The organism is Candidatus Coatesbacteria bacterium (assembly GCA_014728225.1).
GTDB lineage: Bacteria > RBG-13-66-14 > RBG-13-66-14 > RBG-13-66-14 > RBG-13-66-14 > WJLX01.
The window spans coordinates 1-18,993 of record WJLX01000078.1 but is presented as its reverse complement, the minus strand read 5'-3'; the positions used below and the strand labels follow the sequence as shown (position 1 = coordinate 18,993).

Sequence of the window (18,993 nt, the reverse complement as noted above, 5' to 3'; positions counted from 1 at the left end):
TGCTGCGTCCCTCCCGACGACCTGTCCACCGCCGCTCGGGCGGCCGCCGCCGCCGCCGCCACCCGCCTGGTCCTGCACCGAAGAACATGACCTGCACAGCGCTGTGCGGATCGGTGTACCGCCGGCGTTGGGGGTTCGCAACACCGGTGACTACGGATCGTAAACGAGGCGTATGTACCTGTTAACCGTGAAAGCGGATTTCGCCGCCGCTCACGCCCTGCGCGAGTACGGTGGTTCCTGCGAGCGGCTGCACGGTCACAACTGGCTCGTCGAGGCCACCGCGGCCGCCCGGGAGCTCGACCACCGCGGTCTGGCCCTGGATTTCGGCGAGCTGAAAGCCGAGCTGCGCCGACTGTTGGAACGCTTCGACCACCGGATGCTCAATGAGGTTCCGCCCTTCGACGAGTGCAATCCGACCAGCGAAAACCTGGCCCGCCACCTGGCTGAGGAGCTGGACGCCGCCCTGGCCGGGCGTGAACCCCCGGTAAGGATCTACGAGGTCCGGGTTCACGAATCGGCCCGGGCCTTCGCCACCTGGCGACCCCAGGCCGATCCGCACCGCCTGTTCGATTGAAAGGACCCGCTCCACCGCCCGGACCCACAGGTGACGAGGAGAAACCGAGTTGAAAACGCCACAGACCCTGATGATGCTCTCCGGCGGGCTCGATTCCTACGGCGCCGCCGCCGAACTCCACCGCCGCGGTGATCTGGCCGCCGCCCTGTGGGTCGATTACGGCCAGAAGGCCGCCCCCGGCGAGCTGATCACCGCCGGCGAGCAGGCGCAACGCTTCGGCGTCCGACTCTACCGCACCCACCTCGATATCTACCAGCAAATCAGCTTCTCCAGCGGGTTGATCAACGGCCCCCTCGACGACCAGGCCGGGATCGACCAGCTCTGGGTCCCGGCGCGCAACGCCCTGCTGTACTCGATCGGCGCCGCCTTCGCCGAGGCGCTCAAACTGAGCGCCGTCGGCGTGGGCCTCAACGCCGAGGAGGCCGAGCAGTTCGCCGACAACACCGCCACCTTCCTCGAAGCCGCCAACCACTTCATCTTCCTGGCCACGGCCGGACGGGTCCAGGCCGCGGCGCCGACGGTCAACAACGGCAAACGCGAGATCATCGCCCGCCTCCTCGAACTCGGTCACCCCCTCGAGCTGATCTATTCCTGCTACCGCACCCCGGACACCGAGGGACGGATGTGCGGCCGCTGCCCGAGCTGCCGCCGGCTCAAGGCCGCGCTGGCCGCCAACGACGTCGCTCTCGACACGCGCTTCGTCGAGTAGCTCCACCAACAAACCGGGGCGGGACCGACCGGCGACGGTCCGCGCCCCGCTTGCTTCGTCTGCATACCCACCGGGATCGAGCGAACCAAAGAACCGTCCGGGACGTTTATTCCAGGCAAGGTCAACCCGCCGAGCCCAACCGATCCGCAAACTCAGGGAACCGCCGGGCGACCTTTGAAAAACACGATTGCGGACCGCCCACAGATCACGCCCGCCGGAACTGGCACGGTTTTTGCGGAGGCGAACCGTTGACAGCGTCCGGAACGGGCGCCGAGATGCAAAAACCGTGCCAGTTCCGGCGGTTCAGCCGTCAGGCGTTATCGAATTCGCCAGAGTGTTTTTCAAAGGTCGCCCGTCGAGGTGATATCTCAAGTGGACTTCCGTTTTCCCCAGTTGCGCAGCCTGCGACGCCGCCTGAAGTGGTTGGTCACGGCGCGGACGATCCTTGTCGCCCTGTTCTGTTTCGGGGGGCCCGCGCCGGTGGTGGTGGCCCTGGCGGCGTCGGGAGCTCCTTGGTGGGTTTTGTGGCCGTGCTGGCTGCTGAGCGCCGCCGCGTTGACGTATGTCTTGAGGCCTTTCGAGGTCGAGGCGACGGATTTGGCCGCGGCGGCCCGGCGCGCCGAAAGTCGATATCCCGAGCTGGGCGATGAGTTGACCACGGCCTTGGAGTTGGCGGAGGAAGAGGACGTCTTCGTCGTACTGCAACGACGGCGGGCGCAGCGCCTGGCCGCGGCTTTCGAGTTACGGGAGGCGGCGCCGGCGGAGGCCTTGCGGCGTCCGGGGTTGGCGATGGCGGGGTTGGTCATGGTTTATCTGGCCTTCGCCCTGGCGGCGCCGACGGCCCACGATCTGGGCTGGCGGGGACTTTTCGGCGGCTCAACGACGCCACCGCCGCCGCGGGTCACCGCCGTCGAGCCCGGTGACGCTCGTTTGGCGCCCGCCAGCGTCGTCGTGGTCTCGGCGACCTTCGATCGCCCGCCCGGGGAGCCCCGGTTGGAGTTGCGCCCCCGCGGTGGGGGGGCCTGGCGCGAGCTCGAGCTGACGAGGGCCGTGGATTCGGCGGTCGAGTATACGGCCGAGCTGCCGCCGCTGACTGAACCCCTGGAGTACCGGGTGCTCCACACCGCCGGTGTGAGTGCGACGTACAAGCTGGAGCTGCTGCCCACGCCCCGGCTGGAAGACCTGCGCCTGCGCGTGGTTCCTCCGGCCTACACCGGTCTGGAACCCCGCGAACCGGCGGCGGGCGAGGGTTCCGTCGTCGCGCCCCGCGGCAGCCGAATCGGCTTCAGCGCCGTCTACGCCCCGCGACTCGCCGCGGCCCGGCTGATCGTCAACGGCGACGAGGAAATCCCGCCGGAGTTGGAGCCCGCTACCGACGGTGGTCGGCTCAGCGGCGCTTTCCGACTCCTCGCCGACGGCTTTTGGCGGCTGGAGTTGAGCGCCGCCAACGGCCTGGAGAGCGCCACGGCGGATTACCGCCTGGCCGCCCTCGAGGACGCCCCGCCGTCCGTCGAACTTCTCGAACCCCGGGGCGTTTGGGAACTGGACGTCGAGATGGCCGTGCCCGTGGTCTGCCGCGTGGCTGACGACTACGGCGTGGCCGGCCTCGAGCTGGTCCACCGCCGGCGCGACGCCGATGGCGGCCTGGGGGAGCCGCGGCGCACCTCCGTGGCCGACAACCTGGGTCCCGCGGCCCGGGTCGCCTATCGCTGGGAACTCGGCGCGGCCGGGCTGTTTCCCGGCGACGAGCTGCTCTGCCGCCTGATCGTCCGGGACGGCAACGCCGTCGACGGCCCGCAGAGCGGCGTCTCGGCGCCCTTCGTCGTCCGTTTTCCCGGTCTCGACGAGCTGGTCGAGGTCGAATCCTTCCAGGCGCCTCAGGAGCGTCTCGAGGAACTCGAGGAGCGCCAGCGCCGTCTCAGCGACCGCGCCGAGGAGCTGGCCCGGCGCAACCGCGGCGCCGAGGAGGTCTCCTGGGAGGAGCGCCGGGCCGTCGAGGAGCTGCTGCAGGAACAGGAGCGCGTCGTCAGCGACGCCGAGGAAACCCTGCGCCGCCTCGAGGCCGCCGCCGAGACCCTCTCCCGGGAGAACCTGATCACCCCGGAGACCCTGGACAAGCTCAACGAGGTCCAGCGCCTGCTCCACCAGGCCCTGGACGAGGAGTTGCGCGACCGGTTGAGCGAGCTGCAGCGCGCCGTCGAGGGTGAACTCGAGCGTGCCGACATCGAGGAGCTGGCCCGGGAATTCGACCAGAGCCGCGAGGAGTTCGAGCAGGGTCTCGACCGGATGCGCGAGTTGCTCCAACGGGCCGAGGCCGAGCAACGCCTGGCCGAGCTGGTCCAACGCGCCGCCGAAGCCGCCGAACGGGCCGCCGAACGAGCCACCGATCCGCAGGCCCAAACCGACGAAGCGCAGGGGGATGACCTCGCCGACGAGGCCCGCAGCCTCAGCGAACAGGCCGCCGCCGTGGCCGGGAAGCTCGGCGAACTCGAGGACGAAGCCTTCCGGCGCGCCGGCGATCAGGTCGCCGCCGCCGGCGATGAACTGGAGCGCTCCGGCGTCGCCGATCGCCCCTCCGCCAACCAACTCCAACATACCGCCGGGGCGCTGAGCGAGTTCTCCTCTCAGACGGCCTCCGCTCTGGCCGAGCTGCGCGGCGCTCAACACCAGCAACTCCAGCGCGTCCTGACCGAGCAGATCGCCGCCCTGATTCTGCTGGCCCGACGCCAACAAGGTGTTGTCGAGGCCGCCGCCCTCGGCGACGGCGCATCCCTCGGGCCCCGCGAGGCCGAGATCGCCGCCGGGGTACGGCGCGTCGCCGCCGGCCTCGAGGCCGTCTACCGCCAGACCGTCTTCGCCGATCAGGACCTGCTGCGCCGCTTCGACAGACTGGCCCAACGCCTGGATGACAGCGCCGCCGGCGCCGCCGGGGGCGATCCGCCCCCCGCCCGGGTCTACCGCGGTTACCTGGCCGACCTCAACAACCTGGCCCTCGAACTACTCGAACTCCAACAGACCGCCGCCGGCGCCGAGAGCTCCACCGGCCTCTCCGAGATGATGGCCCGCCTGGGCGAGCTGGCCGCCCAACAGCAGGGGCTCAACCAGGCCACCCAACAGGCCGCCGCCGGACAGGGCGGCCAACCCACCAGCGGCCCCGGTCCGCTGGACCTGCGCAGCCTGGCCGCCCGGCAGGCCGCCATCGCCCAGGGACTGCGCGATCTCCAACAGCGCCACGGCGAGCTCGGAAACGGCCGCGGCGACCTCGGCGAGATGGCCGGTCAGGCCGGTGAGATCGCCGACGAACTGGAAACCGGCGCCCTCGGAGACAGCGTAGAACGCGGGCAGCAGCAGCTCTATCGACGACTACTCGACGCCCAGCGGGCCCTGCAAACCGAGGAGCTGGACCGCCGCCGGGAATCCACTACCGCCGGCGCCTACACCGTCGAGCCCCCGCCGCCCCTCGAGATCACCCCCGCCGAAGACACCGCTCCGCTGCGACCCGCCCGGGAACGCCTCGACCCCGGAATGTTCCCCCCCGAATACCGGCAGGCCGTGCGCGAGTACCTGCGCCGTCTGGAAGGGGAGTGACCTCCACACCCGGCCGTTGAAAAACAGCCCTGCTCGAAGGAACACACCCGGCGCGCTGCAAAGGGCCGGAACTGGCACGGTTTTTGCGGAGGCGAACCGTTATCATCGTCGGTAACGGTCGCCGATGTGCAAAAACCGTGCCAGTTCCGGCCCCGGGTGGATACGGTGTCAGCCCGGTCAGCGGGGCTGTTTTTCAACGGCCGGGCTGTCGTTGCCGGTGCAATAGAAAAAGCCCCGGGGCTACCCGGGTTTGGCGTGAAACGGAGTATGTATACAGCGAAGGCGCCGCCGGTTCCTTTTTTCAAGAGCGATTACATCGACCGTATAACACCACCCGCTTTCTTCGACGGAATCCTACGCTCCCAGGAGGTATTCCTGGCCCTTGAACCCGGTCCAGGCCCTCAGGCCTGGGTCAGGCCGACGATCCAGAGGGCCCAGAACAACAGCAGCAGACCGCCCCAGAAGGCGGCCTTGGGACCGATGAAGCGCAGCTCGGGGGTCAGGGCGCGGCGGATGAACCCGAAACCGCAGCCCACCCAGCCGAGGAAGCCGATGACGACGGCGGCGGACCACATGATGCCCTCTGGGTGCCCTCGCTGACTGGATAGGTTGGTGAGGTGTTAAAAATCCTCGAGTGTCGGCACGAGGAGGATCGGTGTCTGGGTGATCCGGGATAGTTCGGTGATCACCTCGAGGGGGGCCTGGTTGTCGGCGGAGAGCCCCAAGGTGATGACGTCGACCTCTTCCTCTTCGGCGACCTGGGCGATGACCTGGGGGGCCTTGCCGATGCGCAGCAGGGTGCGCACATTGATGCGGGCACCCTTGACGTCGTAGAGGGAGAGGGCCCAGTCACCGTCCTGCCAGCGGCTCTCGTCCTCAATGACGTGCAGCACCAGCAGCTCGGCGCCGAGTTCCTCGGCGACGTGGATGATGTAGGCGCCTTTGTTACGCGCGGGGACGCTGCCGGCCGTGGTGGCCAGGATGCGCAGCCGACGGCCGCCCTTGCGTCCGAAGATTCCCAACAGACCCTTTTTCAACGCTCGCCTCTCCTTTTATGGCCTTGGCGCTTGTAAACGGGTACTGTAAGTATAGCAAGGGGGCGGGATGTTTAACAACCCTCACGCGCTTGACAGCCGCGACGCGGCCGGTTAATCTAAGTGCAGTGACTTTAAGGATTCCCGACGGGGCGGCGGGGGCGACCCGCTCCGGCTCCCCAAGCCTTCACCGGTTCGGCCGAACGGAGCCCTCGATGCCGTCCTGGCTGGTGCGCTTATTGAGCCTGGCCGCGCTGACCCTGGCCGCCCTGGGGGCCCTGTTGGGGTTGGTGCCCTTCACCGAGGTTTACGGCCTGATCCTGTTGGTTTTGGCCCTCGTCGGCGCCGGATTGCTGCTGTGGTTCGGTCGACGGCGTTTCGGCGGGGAGTGGCCCAGGGCCGGCGCCGTGTTCAGCTGGTGGACCGTGGGGCTGGCCGTCATCGCCGTCATCACCATCCTGATCATCACCGGGGCTTTCGGATCCTGCGCCGCCGAGGTCGATACGGCGGCGGCGGGGGTCGAGGCCGCCGGCTAGGAAAGCATGCCCGACGACAACCCGACGACTCGACGCCCCCTGGCCTGGCCGCTGGCCGCGTTGAGCGCCACGCTGTTCTCTCTGCTGGCGGCGCTCAACTACTTCATGTACATCTTCTTCGAGCTCTACCTGGAGCCGTGGTTCTGGCCGGCCTTGGCCCTGTCGTTGACCGCGATCGCGTTCATCGAGCTGGCCGCCCGGGCCCGGCGGCTGGCGATCGAGCGCATCCCCAACCAGGTTCTACGCGGCCTGTTTCTGCGCGGCCCGGTGGCCTCGCCCTTTCCCGCGGTGGTCTGGACGGCCTGGGCGGCGACGATCCTGATCGCTTTTCGCGGAACCGTACCCTACCTGGTCTGGCCGATCACCGCCCTGGCCGTCGCCGTCATCGCCCTGGTGGTCACGCTGCGGCGCCGCGGCCGCGGCGCGGTCAAGCTGCTCTCGATCATCGCCGTCTGCGTCGCCGTGGTCACCCTGGTCGTCAAGCTCTACCTGGACTACGCCGCCGACCGCATCGACGAGGCCTCCCACGAGCAGCTCGATCAGCTCATCGAGGAGGAGATGGGCGGCGCTTCAACCGATGATCTCCTCGAGCAGACGATCGAGGAGGAGCTCGGCGGCTGAGAGGGTCGACCGGCCAATCTCCGCCTAGCATTCCCGAGGAACCCATGGAGCGACTCGGTATCTTCATCGCCAAAGGCGGCACCGGCAAGACGACCACCTCGGTCAATCTGGCCGGCTGCCTGGCGGCCCGGGGGCACAGGGTCATCCTCGTCGACGCCGACCCCCAGGGCGGCGTGGGCAACTACTTCCGCTTGCGGCCCTACCGGGGCCTCAGCGAGCTCCTCGACGGCCATGAGGCCGACCTGGTTCGGGTGCGCAACAACCTGATCGTGATCACCGCCGGGACGGGGCTGCAGGAGAAAGTGGAGCGTCTGGGACCCGAAGAACGCGGCGCCGGAGTGATCAGCCGCCTGTTCAGCCGGGCCGTCGAGCGGGAACGTCCGTCCTGCGACTTCCTGATCTTCGACTGCCCGCCGTCCTACGATCCGTTGACCTTCAGTGTGCTGCGCTTCGTCGATTGGGTACTGGTGCCCATTTCGATGGACTACATGTCCGCGGTCGCCGGGGTGGAATCGATCAACCACATCCGCAGCATCCGCACCGTCGACGGCGATCCGCCGGGGATCCTCGGCGTCGTGCCGACCTTCTACGATCGCCGAACCCGCATCTCCCGGGCCATCCTGCGCCTGGTCAGCGAGCACTTCGGCACCGACGGTGACGCTCCGGTCACCGCGACGATCATCCGCACCAACACCCAGATCAAGGAAGCGCCCAGCTTCGGCGCCACCATCTTCGAGCACGCCCCCTACTCCTACGGCGCCGCCGATTACGACAAGCTGGCCGACGAACTCCTACTGCGTCTGGGCCGGAAAGAAACGAACGCAGACGGGGACTGAGCCCATGGCCGACAGTAGCCGCAAAAAGCATTTGGGCACCAAGCGGATCGAAAACCCGCCGGAGAAGGATTACAGCACCTATCCCTCCCGGGTGCTGCTCGGCGAGAATCCCCTGCCCGAAGGGGTCACCAGTCTGGTCCTCGGCCCCGATGAGGTCGCCGCCGTGGCCGCCCTGGGCCGCCTGTTGGCCGAACGGGGCCTGGGCGAGGAACTCATCGACGCCGCGGGCAACTTCGACCTCGCCGCCGCACTGCGGACCCTGGAACACCTCGGCGGAGGCGCCGGCTAGAACCAGATGATTCGTAGAGCCGGGCCTCGTCAAAAACGTTCTTTTGAGCTATAATCATCGCGGGCGCCGCCGGTCTCATGTTTCTCCCGTTATCGGTTCGCTTCGAATCGCTGGCCGGCCCCTTCGAACGCGCCCCGAACCCGATCCGTAGTACCAATCCGTGGTGGATGACGGCGGGATCTCTACCACCGGCCAACCGATCCGGTTCAGCCTCGATGAACGAACGGCGAAACCCGGCCGACACCGTCGGCGGGGCGCTGTGATTGACCGGCCGTTACTGCTTGCGCCTCGGCGCTTCAAGTGGTAGCATCCACCCGTCGAGCTTGCCTTCGCTAGACCAATGCCCCTTCCCCGTTTTACGGGCCTTAAATTCTGGTAATCGTTCATCCCGGGCGCGACGCCCGGAGTCTGTGAACCGCTTCCCCAGCGTGAAGGACCGACCCCGAGTGTCGCGACTGCACCGTTTACGGCTCTCGACAAGGAGGATTGATGGTGGCAGAGAAGAAGTCGAAAAAAGGCTTCGCATTCGAAATGATCATGCTCAAGCAGCGCAAACACTGGACCGAACGCGGCGTGGGCATTATCTTCTCCGTCGTCATGATCGCGATCATCCTGGCCGCCAGTTTTCTCAATCACTACTTAATCGATATCCTCGAGGCCAACGGCATCTACCTCGACCTGTCGATGTACGTGCTCTGGATTCTCGTTCTGCCCTTCATCGTCAATATCCTGATCATCCGCTGGTCCCTACCCTGCTACGCCGTCACCGACACCCGCGTGGTGATGACCGAGCCCTACAGCAGCGAAGTCGCCTGGGCCATCCCGTTGCGCGAGATCGTCCGCGCCGAGCAGCTCAGCCCGGGCAAATCCCACTCCGATATCAACATCCTCACCCAGGTCTCCTCGGGTAGCCGCCTGATGATCACCAAGGAAGGCGAATTCGGCATCACCACTCTCCAACGGGTGGCCAAGCCCGACACCTTCGTCAACACCCTCAACGCCGCCCGGCGCAGCCTGGGCGACGTCCCGGCCTGAGAGGACGCGTAACAAGCCGATCCGCGCGAACCTCCGGCTAACCGATTTCTGCTAGTCTCGGCGGAGCCGTCAGGCCCGCCTTTACCACGCTCGACCCCCCTTCCACCTATGACCAATCGCGTCTGCCCCAACCCCGATTGCGGCCGCAGCATCGCCGCCGACGCCGACAGGTGCAAGTACTGCGGCGCCGTTCTCGACCCGGCGACCGCCGAAAAGAACGACGACCTCGAGCTGCCCCTGGTCTGCCCCGAGTGCGGCGGCACCATCAAGGCCGGTCAGGCCGAATGCGACAAGTGCGGTTACCGCCGTCCGGCGGCCAAGGCCGACGGTCGCGCTCCGGCTCCCAAACCCAAGAAATCCGCCAAAACGACCCGGAAACCACCGCCCAAGCCCAACGCCGACAAAGCCGCCGAACACAAACGGACCAAGGTCATTATCCCCAGCCGGACCAAGGTCACCCCGCCGCCGACGACCGAATCCAAACCCAAGCCGGAGAAGAAACCCCCGCCCGAAGCGCAGAAGCCCAAGCCCGCCGCGGAGAAAGCCGAAGCCCCTCCCGAGCCCCCCACCCGACACGAGCAGAAGGCCATCGACGACCGCAAGCCCGCCGAGCCCAGCGAAGAGCTCCCCCCGCCACCCGGACTCGATGACGGCTACCTGCCCGAGCGTCCGGCCGACCTGCCCGCCGCGGGCATACACGTCTTCCTGCGCGGACTGCAGTGGGCCGCCAAGCCGATGGATTACCCCACCCTGATCAAGAACATGCGCCAACACAAGATCGGCCCCGCCGACTACGTCTACGCCGGCGGCAAGTGGCGCACCCTGGCCGACGTCTTCAACCTCCCCGAGGTCGACTAGTTACCCCGCAGCTTGACGACACACAGGACGGGCTGTGCCCGTCTTTTTTCTAACCGTGAGCGGTATCACGGGAGCCCGGCCGCGATCGACCTCCCTTTGCGCTGTACCCCCACCGCTCTGAGCCGGCACGGTTTTTGCATCTCGGCGACCGTTGAAACGACAGTAACGGTCCGCCTCCGCAAAAACCGTGCCGGCTCAGAGCGGTGGGACAGCGGCAGGCTCCGGGGCCCGGCGTAACCCGCGGCCGGGCTCCCGTGTTATAATAATCGGGTCATCATTCCGGATGGGTTGTCCGTGCCGCGGATGAAGCCGCTATTATTTTTGCTCGTCGCGACGCTGCTCTTCGCCGCCGTCCTGGTGCTGCCGCGCCTGTGCGAGCCGGCCGAGGAGCGGGCGGAGGAACTCGCGGCGACGTTCGCGGCGGCGGGTGGGGAGCTGGAGTGGCGCAGCGCGAGCCTGGACATCGGGCTGGGTTTGATCCTCGGCGGCGTGAACCTGGGTGGACCGACCTGCGAAACCCTGACGCTGACCCCGCACGGCTTGAGTCTCGAGGGCTGCTCGATCGCGGCGGACGAGCTGCCGCTAGTTGCGCGTCTGGCGGAGAGTTCCAGGGTTAACAATGTATCCCTGTCCGGGATCGTCGACGGTCCAGCGGATTTCTTCCTGGACGGCTCCTGGCGGGGTTGTTTGCGGAACGGTCGGCTGCTGCTCGACGGCGCGGGCGAGCTGGCGGGTAATGAGCGGACGCTGACCTGCGAATCTTCATGGTTGGTGTCGGCGCAACGGGTGCTCGGCCGTTTGGCGACGGAGGCCTCGCTGGCCTACATCGACGTGGGCTCCGCGCCCTTCCTGTACGCGCCCGCGGTGGAGTTTACCGAACTGCGTTCCCTGTTCGGCGACTACCCCTTCGAGGGCCGGGGCGGGTTGGCGGTCCGGGGCAGGCCGAGCGAGGATCGCTGGCGTGTAACCGCTGCCGCTCTGGAGCTGCGGCGCCCCGGCGCACCGGGGTATTACCGTTTGCCGTCGTTGCGCCTGACGGCGGACGGCCCGGCCTGGCTGCTCGAGCTGGGCCGGCACGGTTATCTCGCCGGTGACGCCGCCGGACTTAGCCGGGCCGACCTCGAGCTGGAGCTGGACGTCGCCGCGGCCGCCCGCTCGTTGTTGCCCCTCGGCTCGTCGGGGGCTGGTCGGCTGGGGTTGAGTCTGGAAATCGCACCGGGGACGCCGCCGGCGCCGGTTATCGCGGCCCGCGGCGTCGAGTTGCGACTGGCCGACGGCCCCGGCCTGGCCCTCGACGGCTCGCTGAAGGCTCCGGCAGGAAGCCTCGAGGGCAGCGGCAGCCTGGACCTGGGCGGCGGTGTCGTCGACTACGAGGCCGCCGCCGACGGGATTAGTCTAGTCGGCGCCGATCTCGACCTGCGGGCCGCCCTTGACGGACTGGCCTTCTGGGGCGCTGAACTGCAAAGAGCGTTCGGTTCGTTGTACACCGAGCTGCTGGCGTCTCACACTCCCTTGACCGTTGCCGTGGAATCCACCGCCGCCCGTTGGGACGGGCGGACCCTGGGGGATATTGAGGGTGAGGTGGTTTGCGGCGGCGACGATATCCGCGCCGTTCTCACCCTGAATCGAGCGGACGGTTCCGCCGAGCTGAACTGGCGAGCCGGTACGACGGGCCGACGTATCAGCGCCGCCTGGCGGGGCCTGCCCGCCGAGCTGTTCAACGCCTTCGGCTTCGACACTCCGGGGCTGGAACCCCGCTCCGGCGTTTGCCGGGGCGGCCTGGAGCTGCGCTGGGTCGATTCCGCCGTCGCCGCTCTCGATTTGCAACTGGTCGTCGAGGACCTGACGCTGTCAACCCTACCGCCGCCCCTGGCCGCTCTCTGGCGCTGGTGCGATACCGGCGCCGACCCGCCGGACATCGCCGACGCCCGGTTGATCCTCGGTTGGAACACCGCGCTGGGCGACGCCGGCGACATCGCTATCACCTTGACGACACCCGACCTGCGTGTTAACCTCGACCCCGCTGCCAGCGCCCGTTGGGACGGTCCTCTGGACCTCGTCGGCACCGTCGAATTGCCCCCGGAATTGAGCGCGCGGATGCTCGAACGCGGCGTCCTGGTGTTCCGCACCGACTCGGGCTGGGGAGCCAAGCCCTTCCGCATCAGCGGTTCCTGGCGCGATCCCCAGGTTCGTCTCGATGTCGCCGGCTCCCGCCGTCTGGCGGCCGCCGAACCGCCGCCGGGATTGGATTAGCGACGGCTGCGCCGCCACCGTTCCTCCCAGTCCCTTTCAGTTTCATCAGCTCGTGGACAACCCGCCCCGCGGGGCGAGTTCGTTTTACATCGAGCGGGGGGCGGTCGAATCCAACACCCACCCTTACCGTCGGAACCGTCGGACAAGAGAGCCCGTTAACCGACAAGAGCGGTACTGACCACCGAGCGACGATGAACGACCAACACCCGCCGCTGAGCCGCGACGCCGCCGCCCCGCTGGCCGCCGAAGCCGTCGATATCGCCCGCCGGGCCGGCAAGCTACTGCGCCGGCTCTTCGATGAACCCCGCAGCGTGGACTACAAGGGCCGGATCGATCTGGTCACCGACGCCGATCACGCCTCCGAGGAGCTGGTTCTCGAGCTGCTGGCGCAGCGCTTTCCCGGCCATGAGGTCCTGGCCGAGGAGACCGCCGGCGGCCGGGTTCCCCGGCCCGATCCCTGCCCACCCTATCTCTGGGTCATCGACCCCCTCGACGGGACCACCAACTACGCCCACGGCCTGCCCGTGTTCTGCGTTTCGGTGGGCCTGCTGGTCGAGGGTCGTCCCGCCGTCGGCGCCGTCTACGATCCCCTGCGCGACGAGATGTTCCACGGCGGCCGCGGTCTGGGCGCCTTCCTCAACGAGGAACCGATCCGGGTTTCCCGCCAGGTCGAGCTGCGACGAGCCCTGCTGGCCACGGGCTTCCCCTACGACCTGGCCACCAGCAGCAACAACAACCTGGACAACTTCACCCGCTTCAGCTACTGCACCCAGGCCCTGCGCCGGATGGGCTCGGCGGCCCTGGACCTGTGTTACGTCGCCTGCGGGCGCTTCGACGGCTTCTGGGAGCTCAAGCTCTACCCCTGGGACACCACGGCGGCGGCCTCCTTCATCACCGAGGCCGGCGGGGTGATCAGCGACTTCTCCGGCCGGGGTTACGACCCCTTCGGTCTGGAGGTCCTGGCCTGCAACGGTCTGATCTTCGACCAGATGACCGCCGTCATCCGTGAGGAGAGCCCACCGGGGGAGGACGCCTGATGCGCCCGCTGCGTTTGCTGCCGCTACTGCTCGCCGCGCTGGCGCCGTTGTCCTGCGACGGCGGTGACGGCGGGACCACCGCCGACGGCACCCTCGACCTGAGCGAGGCCCCGGCGGATACGGCGCCCCCCGTCGCCGAGCGCTACGCCGAGGTCGAGGACGGACCGCTCAACCTGCGCGCCGAGCCGAACACCCAGGCCGCCGTGCTGCGCCAGTTGCCCGCCCGCGCCCGTGTCGAGATCATCGAAACCGGTCCCCTGGACGAGTACGAGGGTGTCCAGGCGCCCTGGTACGAGGTGCGCACCGCCGCCGGGGAGACGGGCTACGTCTTCGGTTCCTTCCTGACCCTGGACGTCGCGCCGCCGGGCAACGGCGAACCCGCCCCGCCGCGGACCCTCGCGCTGCCCGAGCCCGACCCGGAGCTGACCGCCGGGCTGTCGACGGCGGCCGCCCTGGACGCCGCCGAGAGCGCCCGGGCCGCCGGTGAGACCGTCGAGGCCGTCGACTACTACCTGGCCGCCCTCAACGGCTGCGACGAGAACGCCCGGGCCTATTTCGAGCTGGCCGAACTCTACGCCGAACTCGAGGACTGGAAGCACGCCGTCGCCGCCGGGGAAAACTACATCGCCCTGCGACCGGACAGCTTCTGGGGGCACAACAACCTGGGTCTGTTCTGCATCCGCGCCGGGGATTATCCCCGGGCCATCGCCGTCCTCGAACGCGCCGTCAAGCTCCGGCCCGAGGGCGGCGACGGCGTCGCCGACGAGGCCCTGGCCCTGGCCTACCGTAACCTGAGCGCGGCCTACCACGCCAACGGCGATCCCGCCGGCGCGCGACGGGCCGACGAACGCCGGGAACAGCTCTAGCACCCGGAGGCCCATGCCCGATATCCAAGAGCGCTTCGCCTTCCTGCCCCGTTTCCGCTACGAGGGCCCGTTGACGGCCGGTCAGCGGATCGAGCTCGAGGGCACCGAGGCTCATCACGCCCTGCGGGTGCGCCGCCTGCGCCCCGGCGACGGCCTGGCCCTCGTTGACGGCCGCGGCCTGACCGCCAGGGGGACCATCGCCAAGCTGACCGCCCACGGCCTGGCGGTGGATCTCGAGGAGACGGCGCGCGACCTGGGGGAGCTGACCCGCCGAATCATCCTCTATCAGGCCCTGATCAAGCACCGCCGCTTCGAGACGGCCCTGGCGATGGCCGTCCAGTTGGGCGTCTCCGCCGTCATCCCGTTGCTCTGCGAGCGCAGCGTCGCCCGACCCAACCGCGAGCGGCTGCCCGAGTACCTCTCCCGCTGGCAGCGCATCGCCTGGGAGGAGACCAAGGTCAGCGAACGCAGCGTGACGCCCCTGGTCGGCGCCCCGGTGGACACCGCCGTCGCCCTGCGTTGCGGCGCCTGTAACCACAAGGTCATGCTGACCCCCCGTCGCGGGGCGCCGGGCCTGGACCGCCTCGTCGAGGGCTTGCAGCTCGGGGAGGGCGACCGGCTGGCCCTGCTGATCGGACCCGAGGGCGATTTCTCCCCCGCCGAGCGCGAGGCCGCCCTGGAGCACGGCTGCCTGGAGGCCAGCCTGGGCGAGCGCCTGCTGCGCAGCGAGGTAGCCGGCGTCACCGCCGTCGTCGCCGCCCTGATCGGCCTGGGAGCCTTGGAGGAGTATCACTGATCACCTGCGGGACTCCCCTTCAACCCACTGGAGTAATTTTGACCGACTGCATCTTCTGCAAGATCGTCGCCGGCGAGATCCCCTCCGAGGAGATCCACACCGACGACGAGTTCTACGCCTTCAGCGACATCAACCCCAAGGCGCCGACCCACGTGCTGGTCATCCCTCGGGAGCACATCGGCGGCGTCGCCGAAACCGCCGAGCGCCCCGAACTCCTCGGTCGCCTGCTGGCCCGGACCGTGGTGCTGGCCCGGGAGTTGGGTCTGGAGGAAGACGGCTATCGGCTGGTGATCAACCAGGGCCGCGACGGCGGCCAGAGTGTCGATCACCTCCACGTCCACCTGCTGGGCGGCCGGGCGCTCAACTGGCCCCCGGGTTAGCGCGTGTCCCGTCTGCGACTGCTCATCGATGAACCCCGGGAGGCGGCCTGGAACATGGCCGTCGACGAGGCGCTGTTCGAGGCCGTGCTGGCCGGGACGGCCCCGCCGACCCTGCGCCTCTACACCTGGGAGCCGCCGGGGATCACCCTCGGCCACTTCCAGCCCGCGGCGATGGTCGACCGGGCGGCCTGCCGCCGCCGCGGGGTCGAGGTCGTCCGTCGAATAACCGGCGGGGGCGCCGTCTTCCATTACGGCGACGTCACCGGCTGCCTGGTGGCCCCCCAACAGCTACTGCCCCGCGGGGTGCGGGAAAGCTACCGCGCCGTCTCAGCGGCCCAGGCCGCGGCCCTGGCCGAACTCGGCGTCGCGGCCGAAGTGGGCTCCAAGGCCGCCCCCCTGCCCCGGCGCCTGCGGCCGGGTTACGACTGCTTCGCCCGCCTGACCGAATGCGATGTCGGCGTCGACGGCGTCAAGATCGCCGGCAGCGCCCAGCGGCGGCGCAAAGCCCCGCCCGGCGGCGTCGACGCCCTGCTCCACCACTCATCGATTGTCTGGGAGCCCCAGCCCCCGGGACTGCTCGATGAGCTGATCCCCGGAGCCGCCGAGGTCGGCGAGCCCGTCGCCGTGCTGGAACTCATTCCCGGGGCTTCACGTAGCCGTTTTGTCGAACGCCTGGCCGCCGAGCTGGCCGCCGAACTGGGCCTGGAGGTCGCCGCCGGCGGCCTGACCCCGGGGGAGCACGCCCGGGCCGTAGAACTGAGCCGCCGCAACCCCGAAATCGACCCTCCAACCTCCACCCCCTCCAACAAAAGCGACTGAGCGATGACCCAACGATACTTGCGCTGCATCCTGTTCAGCTGTCTCCTCGGCGCCGTCCTGCTGACCGGCTGCGGTGGTGAACGGACCGACCTGACCCACGGCGAGGCCGTCGTCGCCCGGGTCGGCGACACCGTCCTGACCCGACAACGCGCCCAACAACTGCAGATCGAGGCCCGTCAGGCCAGTCTCTACTTCCCCTCGATGGAGAGCGTGGTCAACGACTGGATCAACGACCAGTTGGCCCGCCAGGAGGCCGTGCGCCTGGGGATCAACAAGGAACCCGACATCGCCTGGCAGATCGAGCGCTACGCCACGCGTATCCTGCGCCAGGAGCTGATCGAGCGCGAGGTCATCAACGAGCTGCCCGTGGTGACCGAAGCCGACGCCGTCGCCTACTACGAGGAGCACCAGGAAGAGTACCGCTCCCGGGAGCCCCAGGTCTGGCTCTGGATCATCGAGCGTGAGGACCGGGAGTCCGCCGAGATGCTGATCCGGGACAAGCTGGCTGCCGACGGCTCCAACTTCCGCGAGCAGGCCCAGCTCTGGAGCCTGGGAGCCAGTCAGGCCCAGGGCGGTGATCGGGGCTACCTCAACGAGACCCGGCTCAAGCCCGAGATCTGGCAAGCGGCCTGGGAGCTGCCCCTGGACACCGTCTCCGAGGTCATCCCCTACCGCGTCGCCGGCGGACTGCGCTACGCCGTGATCGTGGTCAAGGACCGCGTCGAGGAGGGCGATTACCTCGAACCCGGCGGTGTCGGCTTCGATCGCCTCAAGGACAAGGCCGAAAGCGAGATTATCCGCGAGACCCTGCTGGCCTACATGGACGAACTGCGCAACCAAACCCGAGTGTTCATCGACTCCGAGCTGGTCGCCGAGCTCGACGCCTACGCCGATCAGACCGAGGCCGAGATCGAGGATCCTACGCCGACGCTGGAATGACCACTCCCGGACTCGATTATCCTTGGGATCACACACGATCATGGACCAATCAGGCTGTTGTTGGAGTAGTCTAGCCTGCCGGGATCGATTCTTTGGTTGAAGCTGAACGACCCTTCCCTGATAAAGAGCCTGAAGGTGCGCTTTAAGACGCCGTGGTCGGATATTAGGCGGTGTTTGGCGTAGCCCCGGAAGCTCTCGAGGCCCTTGATATGCACCCTGCCATTGACCAGGGCCTTGCCAGGGTTGATGCGCTTGTGATGTAATCCATTGAGTGACGGCTAGTTACAGACCTTCGAACCGTCGGAGTAGACGCTCGAGTCCAGCTCGGCCTCCCGATCGGCGACGATACGCTAGTACTTGCCGAATGTGTTGGGATGGACGCCGACCTTGTTGGCCGCTCGGACCGCGGTTAGTTCAAGCCACAACAGCGCGGCGATCAACTCGCGCTGTTCTACGGCGCTCGCACATCCGCCGCCCGTCGCCTAACCTTAGTGATAGCGGTAGTTGCGCTTCGCACACTTGACGCGCCTGGCGGGATTACCCTTTGAGCCGGCGGCCACAGCGCCGCCTTTACTTGTGGCAGGATAGTATCCTGGTAACTCTCGTAACTACAAGACAATCACAATATATGATGATCCATAAGCGTTAAGGTATCCCTTATCCTTTACGGGAACGGCGGGCGCCGTTCCCGTTCCCTTACCCCGCCCGGTCACCGCTGGACAAGAAGGACGGACTGAGGATAAAATAAGCTCGGATGGTATACTGTAGAGTCGGAATCCACCCAGCCGGCGCGATGAACGCCGATCAGATCGCCGCCCGCCGCCGCAGCGGATCGAGGACAACTGCCGCCCCTTGACCTGCCGGCGGATGGAGCTGCGGCGGGGGTAGATCTGGCTTACCGACCGGGTGCGTTGCCACGAGGCCCGGGCCGTGCACACCGGCCGCCTCGTCCAACCCGCCGAAGCCCAGCCCGGGAGTAGAATCATGAACGAGGACCCGACATACCACTCCAATCAAGGTAACGCTTGGGCCGGCTTCATCCCCCCGCTGGGCCTCCTCGGCGCCGCCCTGACCGGACTGGGAGCCTGGTTCCTGCTGGCCGCCCCGGCGGCGGCCCTGCCCAGCGGCGACCTCGTCCGTTGGCTCGGCGTCGCCGTCGGCGCCCTGAGCGGCCTGCTGCTCTTCGGCCACCCCGCCGGGGCCCTGGGAATAGTTGATTACGAGCCCCACCCCCTCAAGCCCCGCGACCTCGGCGTCTTCCTGCTCAAGGCCCTGCTGCTGGCCTGGCTGTACCTCGGCCTGCCCTGGGTGACCAGTTGGTTCACCGGCGGCTTCGCCGAAACCCTGGGCTCCCTGGAGCGCCTGGCCTTCAGCATCGATCCCTGGAACTTGCTGCTCGAACTCGGCCGGATCGGCACCTACGCCGAGTGCCTGCTGTTCCTCGTTCTGCTCCCCGTCATCTACCTGGGCTTCAACGCCTTCATGGCCGTGCTGCAGGCCTTCGAGGGCCGGAAACCCGCTCCGCTCAAGGCCCTGGCCCTCATCCTCGGCCCGCCGCTGACCCTGGGCCTCGGCCTGGGTGGTCTGGGAGCCCTGTTGATCGCCAGCTTCGCCAACTTCCTCGGCGCCCTGGGCTTCCTGCTGATCCTCCTCGGCTTCACCGGCGCCACCACCGGGGTCTGGCTGATCGCCCGCGGCCTGTTCACCCACCGCCGGGACTGAGAAAACACGACAACCCAAGGCGGCGGCGCGCTTGTTGCCGCCCCGGACGCCGACGGGCGGCCGGGGCGCTGCAAGAAGCGTGACGCCGCCGGAGCGGACCG

The 18,993-nt window shown here is 68.1% G+C and carries 19 protein-coding genes; 17 read left to right on the top strand and 2 right to left on the bottom strand.

The window, feature by feature from the left end; genetic code table 11:
• The first annotated feature begins 172 nt into the window (after positions 1-172).
• The 3 genes from queD to GF399_05630 all read left to right on the top strand — a co-directional run bounded on the left by queD (position 173) and on the right by GF399_05630 (position 4,871).
• Positions 173-574 (top strand): 6-carboxytetrahydropterin synthase QueD, encoded by a 402-nt coding sequence (gene queD / locus GF399_05640; GenBank protein ID MBD3399798.1) that lies wholly within the window; start codon positions 173-175, stop codon positions 572-574.
• A 49-nt stretch (positions 575-623) separates the two neighbouring features.
• The gene (locus GF399_05635) at positions 624-1,283 is read left to right on the top strand and encodes a hypothetical protein (GenBank protein ID MBD3399797.1); all 660 of its coding nucleotides are present in this window, start codon (positions 624-626) and stop codon (positions 1,281-1,283) included.
• A 372-nt stretch (positions 1,284-1,655) separates the two neighbouring features.
• On the top strand, positions 1,656-4,871 hold the full coding sequence (locus tag GF399_05630) for a hypothetical protein (GenBank protein ID MBD3399796.1): 3,216 nt from the start codon (positions 1,656-1,658) through the stop codon (positions 4,869-4,871).
• A 401-nt stretch (positions 4,872-5,272) separates the two neighbouring features.
• Here GF399_05630 and GF399_05625 read toward each other — a convergent pair whose 3' ends face one another.
• The gene (locus tag GF399_05625) at positions 5,273-5,446 is read right to left on the bottom strand and encodes a hypothetical protein (GenBank protein MBD3399795.1); all 174 of its coding nucleotides are present in this window, start codon (positions 5,444-5,446) and stop codon (positions 5,273-5,275) included.
• A 45-nt stretch (positions 5,447-5,491) separates the two neighbouring features.
• Positions 5,492-5,908, bottom strand: coding sequence for a hypothetical protein (locus GF399_05620; GenBank protein MBD3399794.1), 417 nt, complete (start codon positions 5,906-5,908; stop codon positions 5,492-5,494).
• Positions 5,909-6,120: 212 nt separating this feature from the next.
• Here GF399_05620 and GF399_05615 point away from each other — a divergent pair, with 212 nt between their 5' ends.
• The 14 genes from GF399_05615 (at position 6,121) to GF399_05550 (ending at position 18,892) form a co-directional block, all read left to right on the top strand.
• Positions 6,121-6,441 (top strand): hypothetical protein, encoded by a 321-nt coding sequence (locus GF399_05615; GenBank protein MBD3399793.1) that lies wholly within the window; start codon positions 6,121-6,123, stop codon positions 6,439-6,441.
• A gap of 6 nt (positions 6,442-6,447) precedes the next feature.
• Complete coding sequence (locus GF399_05610; GenBank protein ID MBD3399792.1) at positions 6,448-7,062, top strand: hypothetical protein; 615 nt, start codon at positions 6,448-6,450, stop codon at positions 7,060-7,062.
• Between the two features lie 44 nt (positions 7,063-7,106).
• Positions 7,107-7,898, top strand: coding sequence for an AAA family ATPase (locus tag GF399_05605; GenBank protein MBD3399791.1), 792 nt, complete (start codon positions 7,107-7,109; stop codon positions 7,896-7,898).
• A gap of 4 nt (positions 7,899-7,902) precedes the next feature.
• Positions 7,903-8,187, top strand: a complete 285-nt coding sequence (locus GF399_05600) for a hypothetical protein (protein ID MBD3399790.1) — start codon at positions 7,903-7,905, stop codon at positions 8,185-8,187.
• 492 nt (positions 8,188-8,679) lie between these two features.
• Positions 8,680-9,222, top strand: a complete 543-nt coding sequence (locus GF399_05595) for a hypothetical protein (protein ID MBD3399789.1) — start codon at positions 8,680-8,682, stop codon at positions 9,220-9,222.
• 108 nt (positions 9,223-9,330) lie between these two features.
• Positions 9,331-10,080, top strand: coding sequence for a hypothetical protein (locus GF399_05590; GenBank protein MBD3399788.1), 750 nt, complete (start codon positions 9,331-9,333; stop codon positions 10,078-10,080).
• A gap of 303 nt (positions 10,081-10,383) precedes the next feature.
• Complete coding sequence (locus GF399_05585; protein MBD3399787.1) at positions 10,384-12,333, top strand: hypothetical protein; 1,950 nt, start codon at positions 10,384-10,386, stop codon at positions 12,331-12,333.
• A gap of 191 nt (positions 12,334-12,524) precedes the next feature.
• Positions 12,525-13,370 carry an inositol monophosphatase gene (locus GF399_05580; protein ID MBD3399786.1) on the top strand — a complete coding sequence of 282 codons (846 nt, stop codon included), beginning with the start codon at positions 12,525-12,527 and terminating at the stop codon, positions 13,368-13,370.
• Positions 13,370-14,236, top strand: a complete 867-nt coding sequence (locus GF399_05575) for an SH3 domain-containing protein (GenBank protein MBD3399785.1) — start codon at positions 13,370-13,372, stop codon at positions 14,234-14,236. Before GF399_05580 ends, GF399_05575 begins: the two co-directional genes overlap by 1 nt.
• Before the next feature lie 13 nt (positions 14,237-14,249).
• Positions 14,250-15,032, top strand: a complete 783-nt coding sequence (locus GF399_05570) for an RsmE family RNA methyltransferase (GenBank protein ID MBD3399784.1) — start codon at positions 14,250-14,252, stop codon at positions 15,030-15,032.
• Positions 15,033-15,070: 38 nt separating this feature from the next.
• Positions 15,071-15,412: an HIT domain-containing protein gene (locus tag GF399_05565; protein ID MBD3399783.1), complete on the top strand. Its 342-nt coding sequence runs from the start codon at positions 15,071-15,073 to the stop codon at positions 15,410-15,412.
• 3 nt (positions 15,413-15,415) lie between these two features.
• Entirely contained in the window at positions 15,416-16,231 is an 816-nt protein-coding gene (locus tag GF399_05560) for a hypothetical protein (protein ID MBD3399782.1), read from the top strand.
• A gap of 3 nt (positions 16,232-16,234) precedes the next feature.
• A complete protein-coding gene (locus GF399_05555; protein MBD3399781.1) occupies positions 16,235-17,170 on the top strand; it encodes a hypothetical protein in 936 nt (311 codons plus the stop codon).
• A gap of 984 nt (positions 17,171-18,154) precedes the next feature.
• Entirely contained in the window at positions 18,155-18,892 is a 738-nt protein-coding gene (locus tag GF399_05550) for a hypothetical protein (GenBank protein ID MBD3399780.1), read from the top strand.
• Positions 18,893-18,993 lie beyond the last annotated feature (101 nt).

Bases quoted from the DNA above. Each gene is read 5' to 3' on its own strand.
- GF399_05615 (MBD3399793.1), top strand. From the start codon at position 6,121: ATGCCGTCCTGGCTGGTGCGCTTATTGAGCCTGGCCGCGCTGACCCTG.
- GF399_05555 (MBD3399781.1), top strand. From the start codon at position 16,235: ATGACCCAACGATACTTGCGCTGCATCCTGTTCAGCTGTCTCCTCGGC.
- GF399_05625 (MBD3399795.1), bottom strand. From the start codon at position 5,446: ATGTGGTCCGCCGCCGTCGTCATCGGCTTCCTCGGCTGGGTGGGCTGC.
- GF399_05600 (MBD3399790.1), top strand. From the start codon at position 7,903: ATGGCCGACAGTAGCCGCAAAAAGCATTTGGGCACCAAGCGGATCGAA.
- GF399_05585 (MBD3399787.1), top strand. From the start codon at position 10,384: ATGAAGCCGCTATTATTTTTGCTCGTCGCGACGCTGCTCTTCGCCGCC.
- GF399_05575 (MBD3399785.1), top strand. From the start codon at position 13,370: ATGCGCCCGCTGCGTTTGCTGCCGCTACTGCTCGCCGCGCTGGCGCCG.
- GF399_05610 (MBD3399792.1), top strand. From the start codon at position 6,448: ATGCCCGACGACAACCCGACGACTCGACGCCCCCTGGCCTGGCCGCTG.
- GF399_05590 (MBD3399788.1), top strand. From the start codon at position 9,331: ATGACCAATCGCGTCTGCCCCAACCCCGATTGCGGCCGCAGCATCGCC.
- GF399_05550 (MBD3399780.1), top strand. From the start codon at position 18,155: ATGAACGAGGACCCGACATACCACTCCAATCAAGGTAACGCTTGGGCC.
- GF399_05605 (MBD3399791.1), top strand. From the start codon at position 7,107: ATGGAGCGACTCGGTATCTTCATCGCCAAAGGCGGCACCGGCAAGACG.
- GF399_05580 (MBD3399786.1), top strand. From the start codon at position 12,525: ATGAACGACCAACACCCGCCGCTGAGCCGCGACGCCGCCGCCCCGCTG.
- queD (MBD3399798.1), top strand. From the start codon at position 173: ATGTACCTGTTAACCGTGAAAGCGGATTTCGCCGCCGCTCACGCCCTG.
- GF399_05570 (MBD3399784.1), top strand. From the start codon at position 14,250: ATGCCCGATATCCAAGAGCGCTTCGCCTTCCTGCCCCGTTTCCGCTAC.